This is a genomic window from Paraburkholderia sp. BCC1886 (genome assembly GCF_900996245.1).
Lineage (GTDB): Bacteria > Pseudomonadota > Gammaproteobacteria > Burkholderiales > Burkholderiaceae > Paraburkholderia.
Genome location: NZ_CAAJGK010000039.1, coordinates 39,451 through 61,817, shown reverse-complemented (window position 1 = coordinate 61,817; position 22,367 = coordinate 39,451). Strand labels below are relative to the sequence as shown.

Sequence of the window (22,367 nt, the reverse complement as noted above, 5' to 3'; positions counted from 1 at the left end):
CATAGCGGAAAAGCGCAAAGCAGGGTGGATCAGAGTTCGTAAGTTTCGTGTTCGCCTTTGAGCGCCTGTTCGATCAGCTTGCGGTTCATGCTCGGCGACAGCAGTTCGACGAGCGTATACACATAGCTGCGCAGGTAGGCGCCCTGTTTCAGCGCGACCCGCGTCACATTGCTGCCGAACAGGTGCCCCACCGGCATGGCACGCAAATGCCGGTCGCGCTCGGCGCTGAACGCGATATCCGCCATGATGCCCACGCCCAGACCCAGTTCCACGTAAGTCTTGATGACGTCGGCGTCGATCGCCTCCAGCACGATGTCCGGATGCAGGCCCCGCAGACGGAACGCCTCGTTGATCTTGGTGCGCCCGGCAAACGCGTTGTCGTAGGTGATCAGCGGATACTGGGTCAGATCATCCAGCGACAAAAGTTTTCGGTCCAGTAAAGGATGATCCGGCTGCATCACCGCTACGTGGTGCCACTGGAAGCAGGGCAGCGACACCAGTTCCTTATAGTTGGCGATCGCCTCGGTAGCGATGGCCAGGTCGGCCTGGTCGTGAATGACCATCTCGGCAACCTGCGTGGGGCTGCCTTGCAGGATCGACAGATGAACTTTAGGGAAGCGCTTCTTGAATTCGGCGATGGCGGCCGGAAGTGAGTAGCGGGCCTGCGTGTGAGTGGCGGCAATCACGAGGTTGCCCTGATCCTGCGCCGCGTAATCTTTACCGACCCGCTTGAGGCTTTCGACTTCCTGCAGGATTTTTTCGACTGACTGCAATATGATGCGTCCCGGCTCGGTTAGCGAGCGCACGCGCTTGCCGTGACGGGTGAAGATTTCGACGCCCAGCTCGTCTTCCAGCTCGATGATCGCCTTGGAGACGCCCGGCTGGCTGGTAAACAGGGCTTTGGCTGCTTCGGTCAGATTGAAATTCTGCCGCACAGCCTCGCGCACGAAGCGGAACTGGTGCAGGTTCATATATAACCTCTCCGCATATCAAAAGAATTTTTTAGTCGTTTGAAATATAAGGCGAGTTTATTACGATCAGTCCATGTTTTTCAATATGGTTATCTGTATTTGTCATAAAGAAATGAGCGCTGGGCCTAAACCCTGCCCGGTTTCTGCTGACAAAGGGTGATGACAGACTGGTTTCACGGCGCGGCGAACCGGACGTCGCGTGTCACGAAAGCGTTACGCAAAAAAATTGGGGTCCCCGAATGTACCAATACGATCAGTACGACCAGACCATCGTCGATGAACGGGTCGCGCAGTACGCCGATCAGGTTCGCCGCCGCTTGTCGGGCGAATTGAGCGAAGAGGAGTTTCGTCCGCTGCGTTTGCAGAACGGCCTGTACATGCAGCGCCACGCGTACATGCACCGCATCGCGATTCCTTACGGCAATCTGCGCAGCGACCAGATGCGCGTGCTCGCGCAGATCGCGCGCGAACACGACCGCGGCTACGGTCACTTCTCGACGCGCTCGAACATCCAGTACAACTGGATCCAGCTCGAAGAAACGCCGGAGATCCTGCGCAAGCTCGCTGCCGTGCAGATGCACGGCATCCAGACCTCGGGCAACTGTATCCGCAACATCACGGCCGACCAGTTCGCCGGCGTCGCACCGGACGAAGTGGTCGATCCGCGTCCCTGGGCAGAAATCCTGCGCCAGTGGTCGACGTTCCACCCGGAATTCGCGTGGCTGCCGCGTAAGTTCAAGATCGCCGTGTCGGGCTCGACCGAAGACCGCGCCGCCGTGCAGATTCACGACATGGGCGTGTATCTGAAAAAGAACGAGCAGGGCGAACTGGTGGTCGACATTCTGGCCGGCGGCGGCATGGGCCGCACGCCGATCATCGGCGCGATCATTCGCCGCGATCTGCCCTGGCAACATCTGCTGACCTATTGCGAAGCCGTGCTGCGCGTGTACAACCGCTACGGCCGCCGCGACAACATCTACAAGGCGCGCATCAAGATTCTGGTGAAGGCGCTGTCGCCGGAGAAATTCTCGGCGCAGGTCGAAGAAGAATGGCAGCACCTGAAAGACGGCCCGGCCACGCTCACGCAAGCCGAAGTGGATCGGGTGGTGCAGGACTTCGCGCCGCCCGCGTACGACAAGCTGCCGGATACGGACGCGTCGTTCGAAAAGCATCTGCTGGAAAACCGTGGCTTTGCGCGTTGGGTCGAGCGCAACGTGCGTCCGCACAAGGTGTCGGGCTACGCGTCGGTCACGCTGTCGCTGAAGCCGACCACGATCGCCCCGGGCGACGCAACCGATACGCAGATGGAAGCCGTCGCCGATTGGGCCGACGAGTATTCGCTCGGCGAAATCCGCGTGTCGCACGAACAGAATCTGATTCTTGCGAACGTGAAGAAACGCGATCTGTTCGCGCTGTGGGAAAAGGCCAAGGTGCAGGGCTTCGCGACGGCGAACATCGGTTTGCTGACCGACATCATCGCGTGCCCGGGCGGCGATTTCTGCTCGCTCGCGAATGCGAAGTCGATCCCGATCGCACTGGCGATTCAGGAGCGCTTCAACGATCTGGATTACGTGTACGACCTGGGCGACGTGTCGTTGAACATCTCCGGGTGCATCAACGCATGCGGTCACCATCACATCGGCAACATCGGCATTCTGGGCGTCGATAAGGACGGCTCGGAGTGGTACCAGGTGACACTGGGCGGCGAGCAGGGCAACGGCGCCACGGGTGCGCATCTCGGCCGCGTGATCGGCCCGTCGTTCTCGGCGGAAGAAATGCCGGACGTGATGAGCAAGGTGATCGATACGTTCGTGGAGCATCGCCACGAAGGCGAGCGTTTCATCGAAACGTACAACCGCATTGGCATTGCGCCGTTCAAGGACCGGGTGTACGCGTCGCGTCAACCGGCTCACGCGTAAGCGCGCAAAGGATACTGAACAGATGGCTTCTATCATCAAGAATCGCGCGATCGTCAGCGACGACTGGACGGTGGTGCGCCCCGCGGAAGACGGCACGCTGCCCGCGGTGAACGATTTGCCGGCCGGCAAGGTACTGGTGCCGCTGGCGTTGTGGCAGGCTTCGGGCGACGCGTTGCGCGCATCGCGCAGCGCGGCGGAAATCGGCGTGTGGCTCGCGCCCGACAATGAACCGGCGGAACTCGTCGCCGACTTCGACAGAATCGCGCTGATCGGCGTGGACTTCCCGGTATTTCGCGACGGCCGCGGATACAGCATCGGCCGCCTGCTGCGCGAACGCTATGGCTACAAGGGCGAACTACGCGCAATCGGCGACGTGCTGCGCGATCAGATCACGTTCATGTTCCGCTGCGGTTTCGATGCGTATGCGCTGCGCGAGGACAAAGACTTCGACGACGCGTTGAAGGCGTTCGACGAATTCAGCGTGCAGTACCAGGGCGCCGTCGATAACCCGTCGCCGCTGTTCCGCCGCCGCGAGGCGGCAGAGGCAGCAGAGTCCGCCAAGGCGTCGGCATGAGCGACGTTCAATCGATCACGCCGGAACTCACCGCCAAGGTCGAGCGCCTGGATGCGCTGCTCGATTCGATCGCCGCGCGTCACGCCAACGTGAAACTCGCGAGCAGCCTCGCTGCCGAAGATATGCTGCTCACGCACGCGATTCTGTCGCGTGGCGTCAAGATCGGCATCTTCTCGCTGAACACCGGCCGGCTGCATGCGGAAACACTCGGCATGCTGGATCGCGTGAAAGAGCGTTATGGCTACGACATCGAGCAGTTTCATCCGCAAGCCGCTGCGGTCGATGAATACGTCGGCTCGCACGGCCTGAACGCGTTTTATGAAAGCGTCGACCTGCGCAAGCGTTGCTGCGAAATCCGCAAGGTCGAGCCGTTGAACCGCGCGCTGTCGGATGTCAGCGCATGGGTAACCGGCCAGCGCCGCGAGCAGTCGGTCACGCGCGCGGAACTGCACGAAGAAGAGCTGGATGGCGCACGCAATATCGCCAAGTTCAATCCGTTGACGGACTGGACGGAAGCGGACGTGTGGGCCTACCTGAAAGCGTTCGACGTACCGGTCAACCCGCTGCATGCGCGCGGCTACCCGAGCATCGGCTGCGAGCCGTGTACGCGCGCCGTGCGCCCCGGCGAAGACAGCCGCGCCGGCCGCTGGTGGTGGGAATCGCGCGACTCGAAAGAATGCGGGCTGCACGTCACCACCATCGCGCCGATCCCGGTCAGCAGCATCGACACCTCGTCGGCCAAGAGCATCTGACAAGCGGCGGCTGGCAACGCCGGCATTTAGCGACGCCGGGCCTTGTGATTCAGGCCCGGTCACCGCACCTACCGATCTGAATACTGCGCGACGCCGGCAACCGCCGACGACGCGAACCAACGAAGGACCCAATCATGAGCAGCACGCTCGAATCCACTGTCAACGCTCCGCTCGCCAACACGGCCAACCGGATGGATCACCTCGATTGGCTCGAAGCCGAGTCGATTCACATCCTGCGCGAACTGGTCGCCGAATGCAGCAAGCCTGCGCTGCTGTTTTCGGGCGGCAAGGATTCGGTCGTGGTGCTGCATCTTGCGCTGAAGGCGTTCGGTATCGGCGCGAATCGCAAGACCGTGTTGCCGTTCCCGCTCGTGCACATCGACACGGGACACAACTACGCCGAAGTGATCGACTTCCGCGATCGCCGCGCTAAGGAGATCGGTGCGGAGCTGGTGGTGGGTCATGTCGAAGAATCGATCAGGCGCGGCACCGTGCGTCTGCGCCGCGAAACCGATTCCCGCAATGCCGCCCAGGCGGTGACGCTGCTGGAGACGATCGCCGAGCACGAGTACACCGCGTTGATCGGCGGCGCGCGTCGCGACGAAGAAAAAGCGCGGGCGAAAGAGCGGATCTTCTCGTTTCGCGACGAGTTCGGCCAATGGGACCCGAAGGCGCAGCGTCCTGAATTGTGGAGCCTGTACAACGCGCGTCTGCATAACGGCGAACATCTGCGCGTGTTCCCGATCTCGAACTGGACCGAACTCGACGTGTGGCAATACATCGCGCGCGAGCAGCTCGAACTGCCGTCGATCTACTACGCGCATCAGCGCGAGATCGTGCGCCGCAACGGTCTGCTCGTGCCGGTGACGCCGCTCACGCCGATGCGCGAAGGCGAGACTAGCGAAACCGCGCTGGTGCGCTTCCGCACGGTGGGCGACATCAGCTGCACCTGCCCGGTGGAAAGCGATGCCGACGACCTCGAGAAGATCATCGCGGAAACGGCCGTGACCGAGATCACGGAGCGCGGCGCCACGCGGATGGACGACCAGGTCTCCGAAGCCGCGATGGAACAGCGCAAGAAGCAGGGTTATTTCTAAATGCACGGGGCCGGAGCACGCTCAGACGCGCGCTCCGGTCACAGAGGGACCAAGGAAACATCATGAGCATTCAACAACCGGAAGACCTCGGCGTGCTGCGCTTCATCACCGCGGGCAGCGTCGACGACGGCAAGAGCACGTTGATCGGCCGTCTGCTGTACGACAGCAAGGCCGTGCTGAGCGACCAGTTGTCCGCGCTGTCGCGCGCGAAGAACAAGCGCACGGTCGGCGACGACATCGACCTGTCGCTGCTGACCGACGGTCTGGAAGCCGAACGCGAGCAGGGCATCACGATCGACGTAGCGTATCGCTACTTCGCGACTGCGCGGCGCAAGTTCATCATTGCCGATACGCCGGGTCACGAGCAATACACCCGCAACATGGTGACGGGCGCATCGACCGCGCACGCGGCCATCATTCTGGTCGACGCCACGCGCGTGACCTTCGTGGACGGTGTCGCGCAACTGCTGCCGCAAACCAAGCGTCATAGCGCGATCGTCAAGCTGCTCGGTTTGCAGCATGCGATCGTCGCGATCAACAAGATGGATCTGGTCGATTACAGCGAAGCGCGCTTCAACGAAATCCGCGACGCGTATGTCGAACTCGCCCGTCAGCTCGGGTTGAAGGACGTGCGCTTCATCCCGGTGTCGGCGTTGAAGGGCGACAACATCGTGACCTTGAGCGACAGCATGCCGTGGTACGCAGGCGAGCCGCTGCTCGATCTGCTCGAAGCATTGCCGGTCGAGATTCCGACCGGCCAGGCGCTGCGTTTCCCGGTGCAGTGGGTCGCGCGTCAGGACGGCAGCCAGGCCGACGATTTCCGTGGCTACATGGGCCGGGTCGAAGCGGGCGAAGTGAAGGTCGGCGACACCATCGTCGTGTTGCCCGCGAACCGTGAAGCAACGGTCGCCGAGATCATCGCTCCGGTCACGGGCGGCACCGCGCAGGTGGAGCGCGCGTTTGCCGGTCAAACGGTCACTATCCGTCTCGCCGAAGACGTCGACGTCTCGCGCGGCGACACCTTCGTGCTGCGTGAAGCCGCACCGGAACCGGCGAAGAAGCTGGAAGCCGACCTGTGCTGGTTCGACGACACGCCGCTCTCGACGCAACGCAAGTACCTGTTGAAGCAGACCACCAACACGGTGTTCGCGCGCATCGGTGCGATCCGCGAAGTGCTGGACGTGCATACGCTGTCGCAAGCGGTCGATCGCAAGGACCTGACGATGAACGACATCGGCCGCGTGGCGCTGACGCTGCAAAAGCCGGTGGTGTGCGACGTGTACGACTCGCATCAGGGCACGGGCGCGTTCGTGCTGATCGACGAGGCGACGCATCACACCGTCGCGGCCGGCATGATCCGGGCGTTCTCGGCTTGATTCACGGGTTCATCACGGGTTCATCGCAGGTTCAGGACGGGTTGACGCAAATGGGCAAGGTTTATCTGATCGGCGCAGGGCCGGGTGCCGCGGATCTGATCACGGTGCGCGGCGCACGGCTGCTCGGTCTGGCCGACGTGGTCCTGCACGACGCGCTGGTCGAGCCGGCCATGCTCGACTACGCGCCGATCCACGCGCGGCGTATCGCAGTGGGCAAGCGTTGCGGGCAGCTTTCCACGGCGCAGCAGTTCATCAACAAGCAGATCGTGGATGCCGCGTTGGAGCACGACGTGGTGGTTCGCCTGAAAGGTGGCGACCCCATGCTGTTCGGACGCGCCGACGAAGAAATGCGCGCGCTCGAAGCGGCCGGAATCGAGTATGAAGTGGTGCCGGGCATTACTGCGGCGCTGGCGAGCGCGGCGTCGTTGAAGCGCTCGTTGACGCTGCGCGGCGTGTCGCGCAGCGTCGCGTTGGCGACGTTCAGCCGCGCGCCCGGCTCCGACGAAATTCGCGAGCAGGTGAACGCGGATTCGCTGGTGTTCTACATGGGCCGCGACAGCGGCGTCGAGATTGCACGGCAATTGATCGAAGCCGGCCGGCCGGGTTCCACGCCGGTCGCGATCGTCGAGGCCTGTAGTACGGCACGCGAGCGCACGCTGAGCTTGACGCTCGAAGGGCTGGCCGCCGGTGCCGCGGTGAATTGGGTGCAGGCTTCGCAGCCGAGCCTGCTGATGATCGGCGAGGCGTTCGCCGATCGTCAACGACTGGCGCAGTCGTGCGCCGGTGCCGTGGGAAATAACGCGCTCGCCGCGGCTTGAGACAACCTCGCCGTCGCGAGAGCGGCGTTGTTGCTACCGCGTCACGTCTTCATGAGCTTTTCCCGCAGATCCTCACGGGCGTACTCGCGGGTCTTGATGTTCTGCCAGAGATCGTCGTCGATCGTGAAGTTGACCGGATTCGGGTCGAGCCGTGTCCACGTCTCCTGATCGTTCGCCAGATCGACCTTCAATTGCCAAACCGGCTTGCCGGCAATCGTGCGTATTTCTAGCCGGTCACGACCAAGCGGAACCGCATAGAAGCCATCACGAAAAATCCAGGCGGCATTGCGCGTAGTCAGCGTCTCGATGACGAACTCGCCGTAGCCCTCACGCTTCAAAAAATCGACACTTTGAGCGAGCGTACCTTCGGGAACGTCGGCCGCACCCTGCGTAACGAATTGCGTCGTACCCGGTGGCAAAATGGACTCCGGATCCTGGCTGAACCTGTAAAGCTTGCGACGGCTTTCGATGTCGCTGTCCCGTGAAAAGCTGTTTTCGTTGACCGTAGGCGGCATGACCTTCCCGCCGGCGGGTTTGGTCAGTAACCAGGACGACCGGTACCCGGCGTCGTAGTCAGTGACGAAGGGGGTGTACACCGTCTTACCCACGGTCAGATATCGGGAATCCTCGACAGACCTGAGCCGGGAGCCGTCGAAACGGAACATGCCGACCTTGCTCCACGGGTCTTTGGGAAGTGTGCCCACGTACAGGTATCCGTCGTACCCGACCCGCAGGATCTTGTTGTAGTTCTTTGCGTAGTGGAAACGCCCGTCGCTGCCCATCGCGAATTGCGTCGTGAAGTCCGGATACCCGTCGGCGTAGGACTGTTTATAGATGGTGGGATTATCCTGTCCGTCCGCATAGAGTATGTATCGCCCATCTCCGCCATAGGCCCGCAGGACCATCGGCCCGCGATAATCTTTGCCGGCCGATTGCTGGTTGGCCAGGTGATCGATTTTCAGCATGGCATCGAGATAGAAGGTCGCCGACCTCAGGTTGGGGTCGCCTTTCGGGATCAAGCCCTGTCTCCCCGGGCCGCCGCGAGGCAATGAGAACGGCTGATAGGCGGCCTCTTGCCAGGCTGGGTCGTTCATCTTGAAGCGGGCCAGTTGAGGTTGCGTGCCAGCGGTTCGCGTGCGCCCGTACACGTCCCATCGATAATCCGGGTTGGGGACGAATTCCCCGAACCGTCTGTCTTTCAGATCGGATGTACGCCACCATCCGATGATCTGCGTCGCGTCGAGGTACCCCATCGCGGCGAACTCGTGCTGACCTCGCGCGAATGCATGAGGACCGAGGCTCGCATTCACATCGACCATGTTGGGGGACGGGGCGAGCGCATAGATATAGCCTTCAGCGGATTGATTTTCCTGACGTTCGATTGCGACCGCCGGGCTATCGAATGTACCCAGGTAGCCCGCGCTATCGGTTTCTCCCCGGTGCGAAGCGATATCGAAGTTGTGGGTGAGCAGATTGACGTCGCGCAGTGGCGTCGCGCTGGCGCTGAAACCGCCTCTCTTGCGTACCTGATCCGGTGTGTCGGTCGAAGGGCGAAAGAGCACCCACGGATCATGGAGCGAGTCGCGTCCCGCAGCGCGTTTGAGGTCGGTGCGTTGAACGAAGGTCCTGAGGGAGGGACGGTTGTCGTCGGGTTCGGCGGGCAGACCGGGGAGCGGCTGAACGTGCCCGCCATGATGCACGTGGCCGACCGCGTTTTCTGCCCCGTCCAGCGTGATGTTTCGAGCGACCGACAACGGTTGGGTTCTCCACGCCTCGTCGGTCGTATCGGCGACTCCGGCCGCTCCCGCATACCACGTGGTCGTGGCGTGCCCAATCCCGCCTTCGTCGCTGTAGCCCGAGTTGTAGATGCGCCGGACAGCGGCCGACATATCTTCGAACCCGTGATAGACATAGACCCCGGAGTAGGGGTCGTAAAGCTGGTAATCGTCGCTCGAAAAGTCGGCCCTCTGCATGAGCCGCTGAACGATGATCGGTCGACTGGGGTCGCGGCTCGACGCGCCCGGCACCTGATAACCCAACGCCATGTCGATGACTGCCAGATCGTTATGGAACCGGGTTGCCTCGCCTTCACCAATGTACGTTTCGCTGAAGTGTGTCCACAGGTCGCTGACGAGATCTTCCTCGTTACCGGTCTGGAGCGTGCCGCCGTGCCGGGTGTGATTGCGCACGATGGTGGCCGACGCGGATTGATAAGGCTCGTAGCGGGCATTCAGATCGGCGATGGTCTGTGTTCGCGTTTGCGAGTTATTCAGCAAATTTCCCAGTTTGTTCGTGGCGGAAAGGAGATCGGGCGATCCTCCCGCTGCGACTTCTTGCAGCACATAGCTGCCCATCGACTCGGCCGGACTTCTGAGTCCCGCCGATCCCGTCCCGTGGGGGAACAGCGCGTCGATGGCGACGGAACTCCAGGACTGCGCATGCTCCTGATAAATCTGGTCGTCGCATTCGGCTTCGGGCGGTCCATAACCAGCGGGACCTGGCCTCGGTGACAGAGTCGGTATTGGAGCGGGCTGGGATTGCGTCGCACCGACGGGTGATTTTTGCAGATACACCTGCATTTTGAACGGTACGACTTCGTAGCCGCTTCCGGTCTCGGGAGATAGCTCGTCTTCGATAGACGCGCGCCGTCTGAACGAGGTGAGCATATATTCTTCCAGCGCCTGAGCCGTGTCCCGCCAGTCCGCGTATTCGAATGCACCATTGTTGGGGTCGAAAATCGAATAGTGATTGTCGGCGCCTCGCTGGACCAGAATGGCGTGCCCGTAATCCCCTCGACCGGTCGACGATTCCAGGCTCAATTGCACATAGGCCATGTCGTTGGGGTGCTGCAGCGATCCTTTCAACTGATCGAGAAAATAGGCGATCCGGGTTTCACGAGATCCAGGCCTGTGGAGATTGATCGACGGCTGCGCGATATAGGACGTGAAGCCGAGTGAACTGCGCGCGTTCTGAAAACCCTGGATGCGGGCGAACAGAGGCTCTCTCGCGCTGCCGTACTGTGCGGCTTCAGCGTGCATGTCGTGTACCGCGGCCATCAAGGGAAGCGTGGACTGCTCGCCCGCTGCGAGTGGTCCGCGCCCGCGGTCGAGCCGGCGCATGGCCTCGAAAACCATGCCTTCGCAAAGTCCGCCGCTTGCCTGGCCGCGACTCTCCAGATAGTTGCCCTGGTCGAATCGCTCCGACGCAATCGCGTTGTACGCCAACGCTTTGCCGCCGCGATCGGAAATGCAGGCGCTGAGAACGGGACCGCGTTTCACTCGGCCGCCTGAATCGGCGCCGGCAGAAGCGGGCGCGGCCCTGTTGCCGGTTTCGGCCGAACGGGCTCGCGGCGCCGCCGTGTAGCTGGCGGCCCGTTTGCTCTCCTGCCGGATAAGGTCGCGCACGGTGCCCGAACTGGCCGGGCAATCTTCCGGGTTCGGTTCAGCGGTCGAGAAGTCTTGCGCGGCGCAGGTGTCGCGGCCGGAAGGTATGCGGGAGATGCGCATGATCGGTGCTCCGGGAGAAAGGCCTGAAATGTCTCGCTGGATCCATCAATCCATGAAGACGATCCTAGGCATTGCAACCGGCGCCCGGGTGGTATCGGAGCATCGCAAGCCGAACCGCGCACATGTGCCCGCTTGCCATTCGCGTCGGGACGGCGGTCTTTATCCCGCCGGCAGCTTGTATCTCAGATCGAAGCGCCGGTACTCGCGGGCCTTGAGATCGTTCCACGTGTCGTCGTCGATATGGAAATAGCTCGATATGGAACCCAGGCGGGTCCACGACTCTTTACCGTTGGTCAGATCGACCTTCGCTTGCAGGACCGTGCGGCCGCTCAGCGTGCGGAATTCGAGCAGATCGCGGCGAACGGGGACCGCGTAAAAACCGTCGCGAAAAATCCAGGCCGCGTTTTCCGACATCATCGTCTGGATCACCACATCGGCTCCGCCAAATCGCTGAAGGTGGTCGACGGCGTGCGCCAGATCCTCCTCGGGATTTTCATCGGGTGAGCCCGGCATGCCTTGCGTGAGAAATTGCGATGTCCCCGGCGGCAACTGGGACTCCGGATTCTGAACGAAGTGAAAGAGCTTCTTGCGGGCCTCGAAGTCTTTCTCCCACAGGAACGTGGCGAAATTGACGGCGGGCGGTCTCACTATGGTGCCCTTGGGATTCGTCAGGGCCCACCTCGACCTCGACCCCGTGTCGTAATTCTCGACATACGGCGTCCAGCCGCTTTTGCCGACCGTCAGATATTTCCCGTCTTCGACATGAATGAGGCGCGCAGGGTTGCTTCCATCGATGTGAAACACGCCGTTGACAAGGCGTGGATTGGACGGAATCGGCCCGACGTAAAGATAGCCGTCATGGCCGACGAGCAGAACCTTCTGATAATCGTCGGCGTAGTGGAAGCGGCCGTCGCCACCTAGGGCAAATTGCTTCTTATTTTCCGGATACTGGTCGACAGCGGATTTCTTCCCGATGTACGGCTGGTCCGATCCATCGGCGTAGACGATGTAGTCGGTCTCCCCGCCATACGGTTTCAAGGTCAAAGGCCCGCGATAGTCCTTGCCGTTCGCCTGCCGGTCTCTTGCCTGATCGATTTTCATCATGGCATCGGCATAGAAGCTGGCCTGCGTCAGGTTAGGGTCCTGCTTGGGGATCACGTCCTTGGGCCGTCCGTCGAGACCGCGGTCCGCAGCGAACGGGCGATAGACCGGGTCCTGCCACGCGGGACTGTTCATCGGAAAGCGGGCCAACTGCGGCTGCGCGCCGGCAGGCGGCGTGTGACTGTAGACGTCCCAGCGGAACTCTGGATTGGCGACGAACGCGTTTTTGCGGCCTTGCTCCAGATCTTCCATTCGCCACCAACCCATGATCTGCGTGGAATCGATGTGACCCATTGCGGCGAATTCGTGGCTGTCGTGCTGCTGTGTGTAGCGGCCGAGGCTTGCGTTGACATCGACCATGTTCGGCGACGGCGCGATCGCATAGATGAAGCCTTGCCGGGGCTGCTGCCGTTGCCGTTCGATCGCGGTAAGCGGGTCCTCGAAGGTGCCGAGATAGCCGGCGCTGTCCGTCAGACCGCCATGCGCGGCAACGTCGAAATCATGCGTGAGCAGACTGACGTCGCGCAGTGGCGTCGAGCCGGCGCTGAAGCCGCCTTTCGAGCTGATCGACTGCGGGGATTCCATCGAAGGGCGGAAGACCACCCACGGATCGCCCGACGTTTGTAACCCGGTGGACCGTTTCTTCAGGTCGACTTTCTGAAAAGCGTCTTGCAGCGCGATATGGTTTTCGTCCGGCGCCGCCGGGAGGTCGCGGCGAGGCGCGACGTGCGGGCCGGGATGGGTTTGGCCGACGAGATGCTCGACGCCGTCCAGCGTGACGTTGGGCGCGCGCGCCGATGGCGGTATCTGGAACGTCGTGAGGCTGGTGTCCTCGATGCCGCTCTGCCCGGAATACCACGTCGTGGTGGCGCTGACGACGCCGCCCTCGTCCCGGTAACCGGCGTTGTACATGCGTCGTAGCGCGTCCGACATATCGTCGAATCCGCGGTAGGTGTAGACGCCGAAATTCGGATCGTAGACCTGGTATAAGTCGGTCGCGAAGTCGTTGGATTGCTGAAGCCTTTGTATGAGCACGGGACGGCTGGGCTCCCGTCTCGACCCACCGGCGGCGCCCGCGCCCAGGTTCAGATCGACGACTGCCAGATCGTTCTGGAACCGGGTCGATCCGCCTTCGCCGATGTACGGCGCACCGAATTTGTCTCTCATATCCTGAACCAGCGCTTCCGCGTTGGGGACATGCAGCGTGCCGGCGTGCCGCGTATGGTCCTGCAGTTCGGTGGTCGATGCCGACTGATACTGGCTCTCGCGGGCATTCAGGTCGCCGACGACGTCGGCACGCGCATTCGGATTGCCGAGCGACAGACTCAACCCGTTGGCGGCGGCGTTCAGGTTCGGCGCTCGCCCCGCTGCGACTTCCTGCAATACGTAACTGCCCATCGATTCTGCGGCTCGTCTCACGCCTGCTTGCCCCGGCCCCTGTGGGAACAGCCCGTCGATGGTGATCGGATTCGAGGACTGCGCGTACTGCCGATAGATCTGATCGTCACACAATGTCTCGGGCGGTCCATATCCGGCCGCTCCGGGTCGCGGTGCAAGCGCGGGCGGCTGCGTCTGCGACTGCTGCCCGGGCAAGGTGACTGGCGGGGTCGACGAGTACTGCTGCATCTTGAACGGGACGACCCGGTACATGGGCCGGGTGCCGCCCAGAATCGGGTCCTCCGGCGAGGAGCGGTGGCTGAATGCCGTGTCCATGTAGTCCTGCAACGCATGCCGCGTATCGGTCCAGTTCGCGTATTCGTAGGCGCCGTTGTTGGGATCGAAGATCGAATAGTGACCCGCGGCGCCGCGCTGGACGAGGATGGCGTGTCCGTAATCATGGCGATGATTGTCCGTTTCCAGACTCAGTTGCACATACGCCATGTCGTTGGGATGCTCGAGCGAACTGTTTATATGGTTGAAGAAACGCACCATACGGCTGTCGCGGGACTCCGAACTTCGAAAGCTGATGAACTCGTGACGTGTGTAGCCATTGAAGGCCAGCGTAGGCGTGCGCGAGTTCTGGAATCGCTGGATCCGGCTGAACAGATCCGGCCGCGCCGCGGAGGACCACCGCGCGTCCGCGCGCATGTCGTGCACGGCCGACATCATCGGCATGGCGACCCGGCCCGGCACGCCGGTCGGGCCCGGTGAACCGTCGCGTATGCGGTCGATGCGGCGCATCACTTCCCGAACCATGCCTTCGCATAGACCGCCGCTCGCGAGCCCCTTGCTTTCCGCGTAGTCGCCCTGGTCGAAATGTTCCGATGCAATCGAGTAGTGCGCGAGCGCGGTGCCGCCGTGATCGGTGATGCAGGAACTGAAAACCGGACCGCGTTTTACACGGGTGCCGTCAGCGGGTGCGTTGGAGTCCGGTGTGGAATCGGTGAGTGCGGGCGGTGACTGGGTCGGGATTCGCAATGCGTTCGGTGCGGTCGCGGATCCGGTGGCAGACGCGGTCGCCGACGAGTAAGCCGCCGCTGCGTCTCTGGCGGTTTGCTGCGTCGGATCGCCGCTGTTGCCGCTATTGCCGCTGTTGCCGGCAGGGCGCTCATCGGTCGAACGGGCGCCGTTGACGAAGCGGGAAGGAAGGTCGCACACACGCATAATCGATGCTCCAGGAGACGGGATGTCGAGGAAAGGCCTCGCAGGATCGGACGATCCCTGGAGGCGATCTTAGGCATCACGTCCGGCACCTGGTGGTACCGACGCATGGTTCAAACCGAACGGAAAATCAGAGCTGGCGAAGGCAGTACTGAGCGACGGCATCCAGTACCGCGTCGTCTTCGCCGACGGCGACCGCGCAGTCGATCCGGATCGACGGATGCAGCGCCTGGCAGCGCTCGATGACGAGCGGAAGGTCACGCCGGATATGCGCGCCCTGACCGAAGAAAACCGGCACCACGGTCACTGTGTCGCAGCCTTGTGCAACGAGGTCCGACACCGCAGTGGGAAGATCGGGCTCCATCAGTTCGAGAAAGGCCAGGGTCACCGGCGTCGCATCGCGCGCGCCGCGCAGCTTGTCGGCGAGTCGTTCGAATGGCTCGCGCCAGCGCACGTCGCGCGCGCCATGGCCGAACAGGACGATTCCATGCAGGGCCATGACGTTCGCTCCTAGTGACGATCCACCCATTTCAGCCCGACGAGGCCGAGCACGAGATACACGAGTCCGGGCGTGGCCGCGGTAAGCGGCGCAGGCCACGTATTCAACGTGCCGATATGCGAGAACAGCGTGTTGAACAACTGGAAGCTCATACCCAGCATGATGCCGCCGAATACTTTCACGCCCACTACGCCCGCACGCGTATGCAGATACGCGAACGGCAGCGACAGCACCAGCATCACGAATACCGCGAACGGATACAGCAGCTTGCGCCACAGCGCGATTTCATAGCGCTGCGTGTCCTGATGGTTTTCGGTCAGATGCTGGATGTAGCGGAACAGGTTGAACATCGACATGCGGTCGGGCGACACCAGCAGCACCGACAGAATCTGCGGCGTGAGTTCCGAGCGCAACGAATACTCGGGCAGATTCACCTGCTTCGCGCGATACACCGGATTCAATGCGTCGGCGGGCGTGCCGGCGGGCGGCGGCACGTCGATCAGTTGCGTGTCGGTCACGTCCGTCAGTTGCCAGTGGCCCGGCGGCTGATACGTGCCGCTCTTCGCGATACGCACGTTCGACAGACGGAATTTCGAGTCGAATTCGTAAATGCGCACGTTGCTGATGGTGGCGTCGGGCTTCAACTCGCCGACGTTCACGAAGCGCGTCACCTGTTCGCCGTCCGCGCGCGCGGTCAGCGTGTCCTTGACCCAGACGCCCGACTGGAAGTTACTGGATACCGACGAGCCCAATGCCTCGAGTCGCACGCGTTCGGACAACTGGTCGGTGTACGGACCGATGACTTCGCCGATCAGATACGTGAGAAACACGAGCGGAATGCCGATTTTGAGCAGCGAGCGCAGCGCCTGATTGGTCGCGAGGCCGGACACCCGGAAGATGGTGTACTCGGAGTTCGCGGCCATTTGCGCGAACACGTAGATCGAACTGATGAGCGCGGCGACCGGAATGATTTCGTAGAAACGCGACGGCGTTTGCAGCGCGACGCGCAACACCGCGTACTGGAATTTGTAGTTGCCGTGACCGACCGAATTCAGTTCGTTGATCAGATCGAAGAAGAAGAACAGACCCGAAAACGCAAACAGAATGAAGATGAACGTGAGGTACACCTGGCGCGCAAAATACTTTTCATAGATGCGCATGGGTCAGGCTCCCGAGCGGCCGAACGTGGCTCGCGTGAAGAGTGGCCGGTTGCGCACGCGCATCCAGAAGATGAACGCGACGATGGCCGCGACGACGATATGCAAACCCACCAGCCCGACGCCGAACGACATCTTGCCCTGCTCGATCCACGACTGCACCACGTTCAGCAGATTGGAATAGGTCAGGTAGATGAGCACGGCCATTACCAGGTTGATCGTGCGGCTGCGCCGCGGGTTCTGGTGAGCGAGCGGAATGGCGAGCAGCATCAGGTTCAGCGCGATCAAGGGCAGACCCGCGCGCCACGCGAATTCGGCGAGGTTGTCGCGAGTGGGATTGCGCAGCAGCGTGAGCGTGGGCGTGCCCGTCGTGGTGGGCGTGTTGATGACCGGCTGACTTTGAATCTTCACGCCGTAGCGCTCGAACTCCATGATGCGGAAGTCGGGGTGCCCCGGCTCGCCGTCGTAGCGCCGGCCGTTTTCCAGCACCACGAAACGGTCGCCGTTCTTGCGCGTTTCCGTATGGCCGTTTTTCGACACCACGACGTTGAGCTTGCCGTTCTCCGTGCTGGTGACGAACACGTTTTCGACGTGCCCCTGGTCGGGCGTCATCTTCTCGATGAAGAACACGCGATGGCTGGTGGCCGATTCGCGGAACTGTCCGGGCGCGAGCAGCGAGACTTCGTCGCGCTGCTGGAAGCGCGCGCGGATCAGCTTGCTCTGCTGGTTCGACCACGGCCAGCCGACGAACACGAAGAACATGATGAGGATGATGATCGGCGTGGCGAAAATACCGATCGGCTTGATGAACTGGGTCAAACTGACGCCCGACGACAGCCAGACGACCATCTCGGAGTCTTTGTACCAGCGGGTCAGGACGAACAGGATCGACACGAACAGGGTCGCGACGAGCATGATGGCCAGGTAGCCGATCACGGTCAGGCCGATCAGGACCAGCACGTCGCGCGGGTCGATCTCGCCCGAGGCAGCGAAGCCGACGATGCGGATCATCATCGTCGTCAGCACGAGCGTGAGCAGAACCATGAACACGGCACCAGCCGTATACGCGAGTTCGCGCTGGAGGGAGCGTTCGAAGATCATTATTGATGGCGAGAGGGGGCGCTCTCAGTGACGCTGGGGTCGCTTCTTGTGGGTCGCTTCCCGTCACGCCTCCGGTGCAGCCGCCGCGGGAAAAATAGCGGATAATTGCGGCTTCATCCTAAGCCCAGATTTTATCCGAGGACAAGCGCGATGGACTTTAGCATAAAAGCCTGTGATTGGACCAAAGGCTCGTCAAACGGTTTCCTGACCGGGAAATCGGATTGCATCGTAATCGGTGTATTCGAGTCGCAAACGCTCTCAGGCGCAGCGCTCGAGATCGATGTAGCCACCAAGGGGCTGCTCACCCGCATCGTCAAGGCAGGCGACATAGACGGCAAGGCCGGCACCACGTCGTTCCTGCACGAAGTCTCCGGTATCGGCGCCTCGCGCGTTCTGCTGGTGGGTCTCGGCAAGCAGGACGCCTTCAATCAGAAAGCTTATGGCGACGCCGTGCGCGCCGCGTGGCGCGCGCTGCTGGCCACCAAAGTCGTGCAGGTCACCTTCACGCTCGCGCAACTGCCCATTCTTGAACGCTCGTCCGACTGGGGCGTGCGTGCCGCCATCCTCGCGCTGCGCGAACTGACCTACAAGTTCACGCAGATGAAGAGCAAGCCCGACACCACGGCGCGCGCGTTGAAGCGCATCGTGTTCAGCGTCGGCACCGGCGACGAGAAAGCCGCCAGGCTCGCGGCCAAACAGGGCGCCGCGCTCGCCAACGGCATGGACCTGACGCGCGACCTCGGCAATCTGCCGAGCAACGTGTGCACGCCGTCGTATCTCGCCAGCACCGCGAAGAAGCTCGCCAAAGACTGGGCGCTGAAAGTCGAAGTGCTCGGCGAAAAGCAATGTGAAGCGCTCAAGATGGGGTCGTTCCTGTCGGTCACGGCCGGCTCGGCCATCCCCGCGCAATTCATCGTGCTGCAGTATCAGGGCGGCGCCGCGAAAGCCGCGCCGGTCGTGCTGGTCGGCAAGGGCGTGACGTTCGACACCGGCGGCATTTCGCTCAAGCCGGGCGAGGGCATGGACGAGATGAAGTACGACATGTGCGGCGCGGGCTCGGTACTCGGCACGTTGCGCGCGGTCGCCGAGATGGGCCTGAAAATCAACGTGGTCGGCATCATTCCGGCGGTCGAGAACATGCCGTCGGCCACCGCCACGAAACCGGGCGACATCGTCACGAGCATGAAGGGGCTCACCATCGAAGTGCTGAACACGGACGCGGAAGGCCGGCTGATCCTGTGCGACGCACTGACCTATGCCGAGCGTTTCAAACCGGCGGCTGTGATCGACATCGCTACGCTCACGGGCGCCTGCATCATCGCGCTGGGTCATCACAATAGCGGGCTGTTCTCGAAAGACGACGCGCTCGCGGGCGAGTTGCTCGACGCGTCGCGTGAAGCGTCGGACCCGGCCTGGCGTCTGCCGCTCGACGACGAGTATCAGGACCAGCTCAAGTCGAACTTTGCGGATCTCGCCAACATCGGCGGCCGGCCGGCCGGCAGCGTGACGGCCGCGTGCTTCCTGTCGCGCTTTACGGACGCTTATCCGTGGGCGCATCTGGATATCGCCGGCACCGCGTGGAAGAGCGGCGCGGCGAAGGGCGCGACCGGTCGCCCGGTGCCGTTGCTCGCGCAGTTCCTGATCGACCGCGCCGCGCAATGACGCGAGGCAGTCTGCTTGCCGCCGTGTGCGGCAGCGCGGGTGACGGCGCGGACAGCACGTACGGCGCATACCGCGCCGTACGTGGGAGCCGCCGATGACGAGAATCGATTTTCACTCGAACGTCGGCGACTCGCTGCTGTATGCGTGCCGCCTGATCCGCAAGGCGTATCAGGCGGGGCAGCCGACCATCGTGCTGGCCGAGCCCGCGCGCCTGAAGGTCTTCGACGAACAGTTGTGGACGTTCTCGCCGCTCGACTTCGTTCCGCACTGCATGGCCGGCACGCCGCTCGTCGCACAAACGCCCATCGTGCTGACCTCCACACTCGACGATCTGCCGCATCACCAGGTGCTGCTCAATCTGGGCGCAGCGGTGCCCGCGCAGTTCGCGCGCTTCGAAAGATTGCTCGAAGTGGTCGGTAACGCACACGAGGAACTCACTGCCGGGCGTGAGCGCTATCGTTTCTATCGCGATCGCGGCTATGCTTTGAACAACTACAAGCAGGGCAGCTAGCGTCGACTGCCGGTCTCGCCAGCATTCCCTTCGACACTACCACGGAGGCGCACGTGTCCGATCTCAACGACGATTCGATCCCCGTTCTGCAGGACATTCTCGTTCACGGTAATCCTGCGCAGGCGCCGCGAGCGTTGCATGACGGTGAAGCCGCGCCTTCATCCGCACCGGCGTCGGCTTCGGCTGGCGTGTTCGATCGGACCGAACCGGTCGCGCCGATCGAGGCCGGTGCCAGCGTGCCGCCCGATATCGCGCGCGATCCAGGCGTGCAATCCCAACCGCAACCGCAGTCTCAGCTCGATGCCAGCGCCATTGCCGAACGGCTGCGCGGGCGTTTTGCAGGTTTTCTGACCGGTGAAGGGCGCGGCATCGTCGAGGCGCGTTGCCGCGATGCTTTGCAGGATCACACCGCCTGGCTCGTCAGCCAGATCACACGCGAGGTCGCGCTGGCGCTAGAGACCGAGATGACCGGGTGGGTGCGCGAAGCCGTTGAGGAAGAAATCGCGAGACGGTCGGCGCGGGTTTGAGCGCGCTCATTTCAGCGTCAGGATCCAGTTGGCCAGCGTGGCGGCCTGATCGGGCGTGAGTTGCGTATTGGCGGGCATCGGCACCTCGCCCCATACGCCCACGCTGCCATCCAGAATCTTCCGTTTCAGATAGGCGGGGGCGTCGTCGAGGGTGGCGTAGCGGGCGGCGACGTCGTGCAGCGCCGGACCCATGAAGGTGCGCTTGACCGAGTGGCAACTCATGCAGTTTTCCTGCTGAGCCAATGCGAGGCCGCTCGCGCTTTCCTGTTGCGCTTGCGCTGCGGCACTGCCTGCGCCCAGCACGACGCCTAGCACAGCCGCTGCTGCGAGCGCCGCATACGACTTTGTTTTCATTGTGGTCTCCGCCGGTGATAGCCCGACTTACGGAGCACGCATTATAAAAGCAAAGGGGCGCACGGCTGGCCGTGCGCCCCTTTGCTCCGGCTTCAATCGAGCTTCAATCGAGCTTCAGGCCAGCATCAACCCGACACCGCGCCCTTGTTCGCCGGCAACGCCAGCGCGGAATACTTCGCCAGCACGCCGCGCGTATAACGCGGCTTCGGCGCTTGCCATGCGGCGCGGCGACGCTGCAGTTCGGCGTCGTCGATGTTCAGTTGCAGCAGTAGCTGGTGCGCGTCGATCGTGATCGAATCGCCTTCCTGCACGAACGCAATCGTGCCGCCGACGAACGCTTCCGGTGCAACGTGCCCGACCACCATGCCCCAAGTGCCGCCTGAAAATCGCCCGTCGGTAATCAGCCCGACGGTTTCGCCAAGCCCCTTGCCGATGATCGCGGAAGTGGGCGCCAGCATCTCCGGCATACCCGGGCCGCCCTTCGGTCCGAGATAGCGCAACACCACCACGTCGCCGGCCACGATCCGGTTGTCGAGAATCGCTTCGAGCGCGCTTTGCTCGTCGTCGAAGACGCGAGCCGGGCCCGTAATAACCGGATTTTTCAGGCCGGTGATCTTGGCGACTGCGCCGTCTTCGGCGAGATTGCCCTTCAGGATGGCCAGATGACCTTCCTTGTAGAGCGCCTTGTCGATCGGGAAAATCACCTGCTGGTCGGCGCGCGGTGTGGCCGGCACGTCCTTCAGTTCCTCGGCGATGGTCTTGCCGGTAATCGTGATGCACTCGCCATGCAACAGGCCCGCGTCGAGCAGGATTTTCATGACCTGCGGAATGCCGCCGGCTTTGTGCAGATCGGTCGCGACGAATTGTCCGGACGGCTTCAGATTGCAGATGACCGGCACTTTCTTGCGCATGCGCTCGAAGTCTTCGATGGTCCAGGGCACCTCGGCGGCGTGCGCAATCGCGAGAAAATGCAGCACGGCGTTGGTCGAGCCGCCGGTCGCCATCAACACGGCGACGGCGTTTTCGATCGACTCGCGAGTCACGATGTCGCGCGGCTTCAGGTCTTTCTTGACCGCTTCGACCAGCACGCGCGCCGACTCGGCGGCGGAGTCGACTTTCTCCTGATCGGGATTCGCCATGGTCGACGAATACAGCAGCGACAGGCCGAGCGCCTCGAACGACGAGCTCATGGTGTTGGCGGTGTACATGCCGCCGCACGAGCCGGTCGACGGACACGCGTTCTTTTCGACTCCTTCGAAATCTTCCTGAGACATGCGCCCGGCCGTGAATTCGCCGACGGCTTCGAACGACGACACGATGGTCAGGTCGGTACCTTTCCATTTGCCTGGACGGATGGTGCCGCCATACACGTAGATGCTCGGCACGTTCGTGCGCAACATGCCGATCATGCCGCCCGGCATGTTCTTGTCGCAGCCGCCGATCACCACCACGCCGTCCATCCACTGACCTTGCACGCAGGTCTCGATACAGTCGGCGATCACTTCGCGCGACACCAGCGAGTACTTCATGCCTTCGGTGCCCATCGACATGCCGTCCGAGATGGTCGGCGTGCCGAAGATCTGCGGGTTTGCATCGGCGCCCTTGATGGCCTCGACTGCGGCATCGGCCAGACGCTGCAGACCGGCGTTGCACGGGGTGATGGTCGAGTGGCCGTTGGCGATGCCGATCATCGGCTTGTCGAAATCGTCCTTCTGATAGCCGAGCGCGTAGTACATCGAGCGGTTCGGCGAACGGGCCACGCCTTGCGTGATGTTTTTCGAACGACGGTTGTATGCCATGGGGGGCTCCTAAATGTTTGTTTTATCTGCCAGTCCAGTTTA

The 22,367-nt window shown here is 62.4% G+C and carries 17 protein-coding genes; 9 read left to right on the top strand and 8 right to left on the bottom strand.

Annotated elements, in window-relative coordinates; translation table 11 throughout:
- Positions 1-29: 29 nt before the first annotated feature.
- On the bottom strand, positions 30-971 hold the full coding sequence (locus FQ746_RS08485; protein ID WP_144108497.1) for a CysB family HTH-type transcriptional regulator: 942 nt from the start codon (positions 969-971) through the stop codon (positions 30-32).
- A 239-nt stretch (positions 972-1,210) separates the two neighbouring features.
- Between FQ746_RS08485 and FQ746_RS08480 the strand changes: the two genes are divergently transcribed.
- The 6 genes from FQ746_RS08480 to cobA all read left to right on the top strand — a co-directional run bounded on the left by FQ746_RS08480 (position 1,211) and on the right by cobA (position 7,507).
- On the top strand, positions 1,211-2,890 hold the full coding sequence (locus FQ746_RS08480; protein WP_144108496.1) for a nitrite/sulfite reductase: 1,680 nt from the start codon (positions 1,211-1,213) through the stop codon (positions 2,888-2,890).
- A gap of 22 nt (positions 2,891-2,912) precedes the next feature.
- Positions 2,913-3,464: a DUF934 domain-containing protein gene (locus FQ746_RS08475; RefSeq protein ID WP_144108495.1), complete on the top strand. Its 552-nt coding sequence runs from the start codon at positions 2,913-2,915 to the stop codon at positions 3,462-3,464.
- A complete protein-coding gene (locus FQ746_RS08470) occupies positions 3,461-4,216 on the top strand; it encodes a phosphoadenylyl-sulfate reductase (RefSeq protein WP_144108494.1) in 756 nt (251 codons plus the stop codon). Before FQ746_RS08475 ends, FQ746_RS08470 begins: the two co-directional genes overlap by 4 nt.
- Before the next feature lie 134 nt (positions 4,217-4,350).
- Entirely contained in the window at positions 4,351-5,313 is a 963-nt protein-coding gene (gene cysD / locus FQ746_RS08465) for a sulfate adenylyltransferase subunit CysD (protein WP_144108493.1), read from the top strand.
- 62 nt (positions 5,314-5,375) lie between these two features.
- Positions 5,376-6,689 carry a sulfate adenylyltransferase subunit 1 gene (locus tag FQ746_RS08460; protein WP_144108492.1) on the top strand — a complete coding sequence of 438 codons (1,314 nt, stop codon included), beginning with the start codon at positions 5,376-5,378 and terminating at the stop codon, positions 6,687-6,689.
- 50 nt (positions 6,690-6,739) lie between these two features.
- Complete coding sequence (cobA, locus tag FQ746_RS08455) at positions 6,740-7,507, top strand: uroporphyrinogen-III C-methyltransferase (RefSeq protein WP_144108601.1); 768 nt, start codon at positions 6,740-6,742, stop codon at positions 7,505-7,507.
- A gap of 41 nt (positions 7,508-7,548) precedes the next feature.
- On the opposite strand, the gene FQ746_RS08450 is transcribed toward cobA, so the two are convergent.
- The 5 genes from FQ746_RS08450 to lptF form a co-directional block, all read right to left on the bottom strand.
- The gene (locus FQ746_RS08450) at positions 7,549-11,013 is read right to left on the bottom strand and encodes an enterotoxin A family protein (protein ID WP_144108491.1); all 3,465 of its coding nucleotides are present in this window, start codon (positions 11,011-11,013) and stop codon (positions 7,549-7,551) included.
- A 159-nt stretch (positions 11,014-11,172) separates the two neighbouring features.
- Complete coding sequence (locus tag FQ746_RS08445) at positions 11,173-14,712, bottom strand: enterotoxin A family protein (RefSeq protein WP_186310675.1); 3,540 nt, start codon at positions 14,710-14,712, stop codon at positions 11,173-11,175.
- A gap of 133 nt (positions 14,713-14,845) precedes the next feature.
- Positions 14,846-15,214 carry a sirohydrochlorin chelatase gene (locus FQ746_RS08440; RefSeq protein WP_144108489.1) on the bottom strand — a complete coding sequence of 123 codons (369 nt, stop codon included), beginning with the start codon at positions 15,212-15,214 and terminating at the stop codon, positions 14,846-14,848.
- An 11-nt stretch (positions 15,215-15,225) separates the two neighbouring features.
- Positions 15,226-16,374, bottom strand: coding sequence for an LPS export ABC transporter permease LptG (gene lptG, locus FQ746_RS08435; protein ID WP_144108488.1), 1,149 nt, complete (start codon positions 16,372-16,374; stop codon positions 15,226-15,228).
- Positions 16,375-16,377: 3 nt separating this feature from the next.
- Entirely contained in the window at positions 16,378-17,472 is a 1,095-nt protein-coding gene (gene lptF / locus FQ746_RS08430) for an LPS export ABC transporter permease LptF (RefSeq protein ID WP_144108487.1), read from the bottom strand.
- A 150-nt stretch (positions 17,473-17,622) separates the two neighbouring features.
- Between lptF and FQ746_RS08425 the strand changes: the two genes are divergently transcribed.
- From FQ746_RS08425 to FQ746_RS08415, 3 genes are all read left to right on the top strand, one after another.
- Complete coding sequence (locus FQ746_RS08425) at positions 17,623-19,134, top strand: leucyl aminopeptidase (RefSeq protein ID WP_144108486.1); 1,512 nt, start codon at positions 17,623-17,625, stop codon at positions 19,132-19,134.
- 94 nt (positions 19,135-19,228) lie between these two features.
- Positions 19,229-19,645, top strand: coding sequence for a DNA polymerase III subunit chi (locus FQ746_RS08420; protein ID WP_144108485.1), 417 nt, complete (start codon positions 19,229-19,231; stop codon positions 19,643-19,645).
- A gap of 53 nt (positions 19,646-19,698) precedes the next feature.
- The gene (locus tag FQ746_RS08415) at positions 19,699-20,172 is read left to right on the top strand and encodes a DUF2486 family protein (protein WP_144108484.1); all 474 of its coding nucleotides are present in this window, start codon (positions 19,699-19,701) and stop codon (positions 20,170-20,172) included.
- 6 nt (positions 20,173-20,178) lie between these two features.
- Here FQ746_RS08415 and FQ746_RS08410 read toward each other — a convergent pair whose 3' ends face one another.
- Positions 20,179-20,526: a c-type cytochrome gene (locus tag FQ746_RS08410; RefSeq protein ID WP_144108483.1), complete on the bottom strand. Its 348-nt coding sequence runs from the start codon at positions 20,524-20,526 to the stop codon at positions 20,179-20,181.
- 125 nt (positions 20,527-20,651) lie between these two features.
- Positions 20,652-22,325 carry a dihydroxy-acid dehydratase gene (gene ilvD, locus FQ746_RS08405; protein WP_144108482.1) on the bottom strand — a complete coding sequence of 558 codons (1,674 nt, stop codon included), beginning with the start codon at positions 22,323-22,325 and terminating at the stop codon, positions 20,652-20,654.
- Between the last annotated feature and the right edge of the window lie 42 nt (positions 22,326-22,367).

Coding starts and splice junctions, on each gene's coding strand:
- FQ746_RS08480 (WP_144108496.1), top strand. CDS start 1,211: ATGTACCAATACGATCAGTACGACCAGACCATCGTCGATGAACGGGTC.
- FQ746_RS08475 (WP_144108495.1), top strand. CDS start 2,913: ATGGCTTCTATCATCAAGAATCGCGCGATCGTCAGCGACGACTGGACG.
- FQ746_RS08425 (WP_144108486.1), top strand. CDS start 17,623: ATGGACTTTAGCATAAAAGCCTGTGATTGGACCAAAGGCTCGTCAAAC.
- lptF (WP_144108487.1), bottom strand. CDS start 17,472: ATGATCTTCGAACGCTCCCTCCAGCGCGAACTCGCGTATACGGCTGGT.
- FQ746_RS08460 (WP_144108492.1), top strand. CDS start 5,376: ATGAGCATTCAACAACCGGAAGACCTCGGCGTGCTGCGCTTCATCACC.
- FQ746_RS08420 (WP_144108485.1), top strand. CDS start 19,229: ATGACGAGAATCGATTTTCACTCGAACGTCGGCGACTCGCTGCTGTAT.
- cysD (WP_144108493.1), top strand. CDS start 4,351: ATGAGCAGCACGCTCGAATCCACTGTCAACGCTCCGCTCGCCAACACG.
- FQ746_RS08485 (WP_144108497.1), bottom strand. CDS start 971: ATGAACCTGCACCAGTTCCGCTTCGTGCGCGAGGCTGTGCGGCAGAAT.
- FQ746_RS08410 (WP_144108483.1), bottom strand. CDS start 20,526: ATGAAAACAAAGTCGTATGCGGCGCTCGCAGCAGCGGCTGTGCTAGGC.
- ilvD (WP_144108482.1), bottom strand. CDS start 22,325: ATGGCATACAACCGTCGTTCGAAAAACATCACGCAAGGCGTGGCCCGT.
- FQ746_RS08440 (WP_144108489.1), bottom strand. CDS start 15,214: ATGGCCCTGCATGGAATCGTCCTGTTCGGCCATGGCGCGCGCGACGTG.
- cobA (WP_144108601.1), top strand. CDS start 6,740: ATGGGCAAGGTTTATCTGATCGGCGCAGGGCCGGGTGCCGCGGATCTG.
- lptG (WP_144108488.1), bottom strand. CDS start 16,374: ATGCGCATCTATGAAAAGTATTTTGCGCGCCAGGTGTACCTCACGTTC.
- FQ746_RS08450 (WP_144108491.1), bottom strand. CDS start 11,013: ATGCGCATCTCCCGCATACCTTCCGGCCGCGACACCTGCGCCGCGCAA.
- FQ746_RS08470 (WP_144108494.1), top strand. CDS start 3,461: ATGAGCGACGTTCAATCGATCACGCCGGAACTCACCGCCAAGGTCGAG.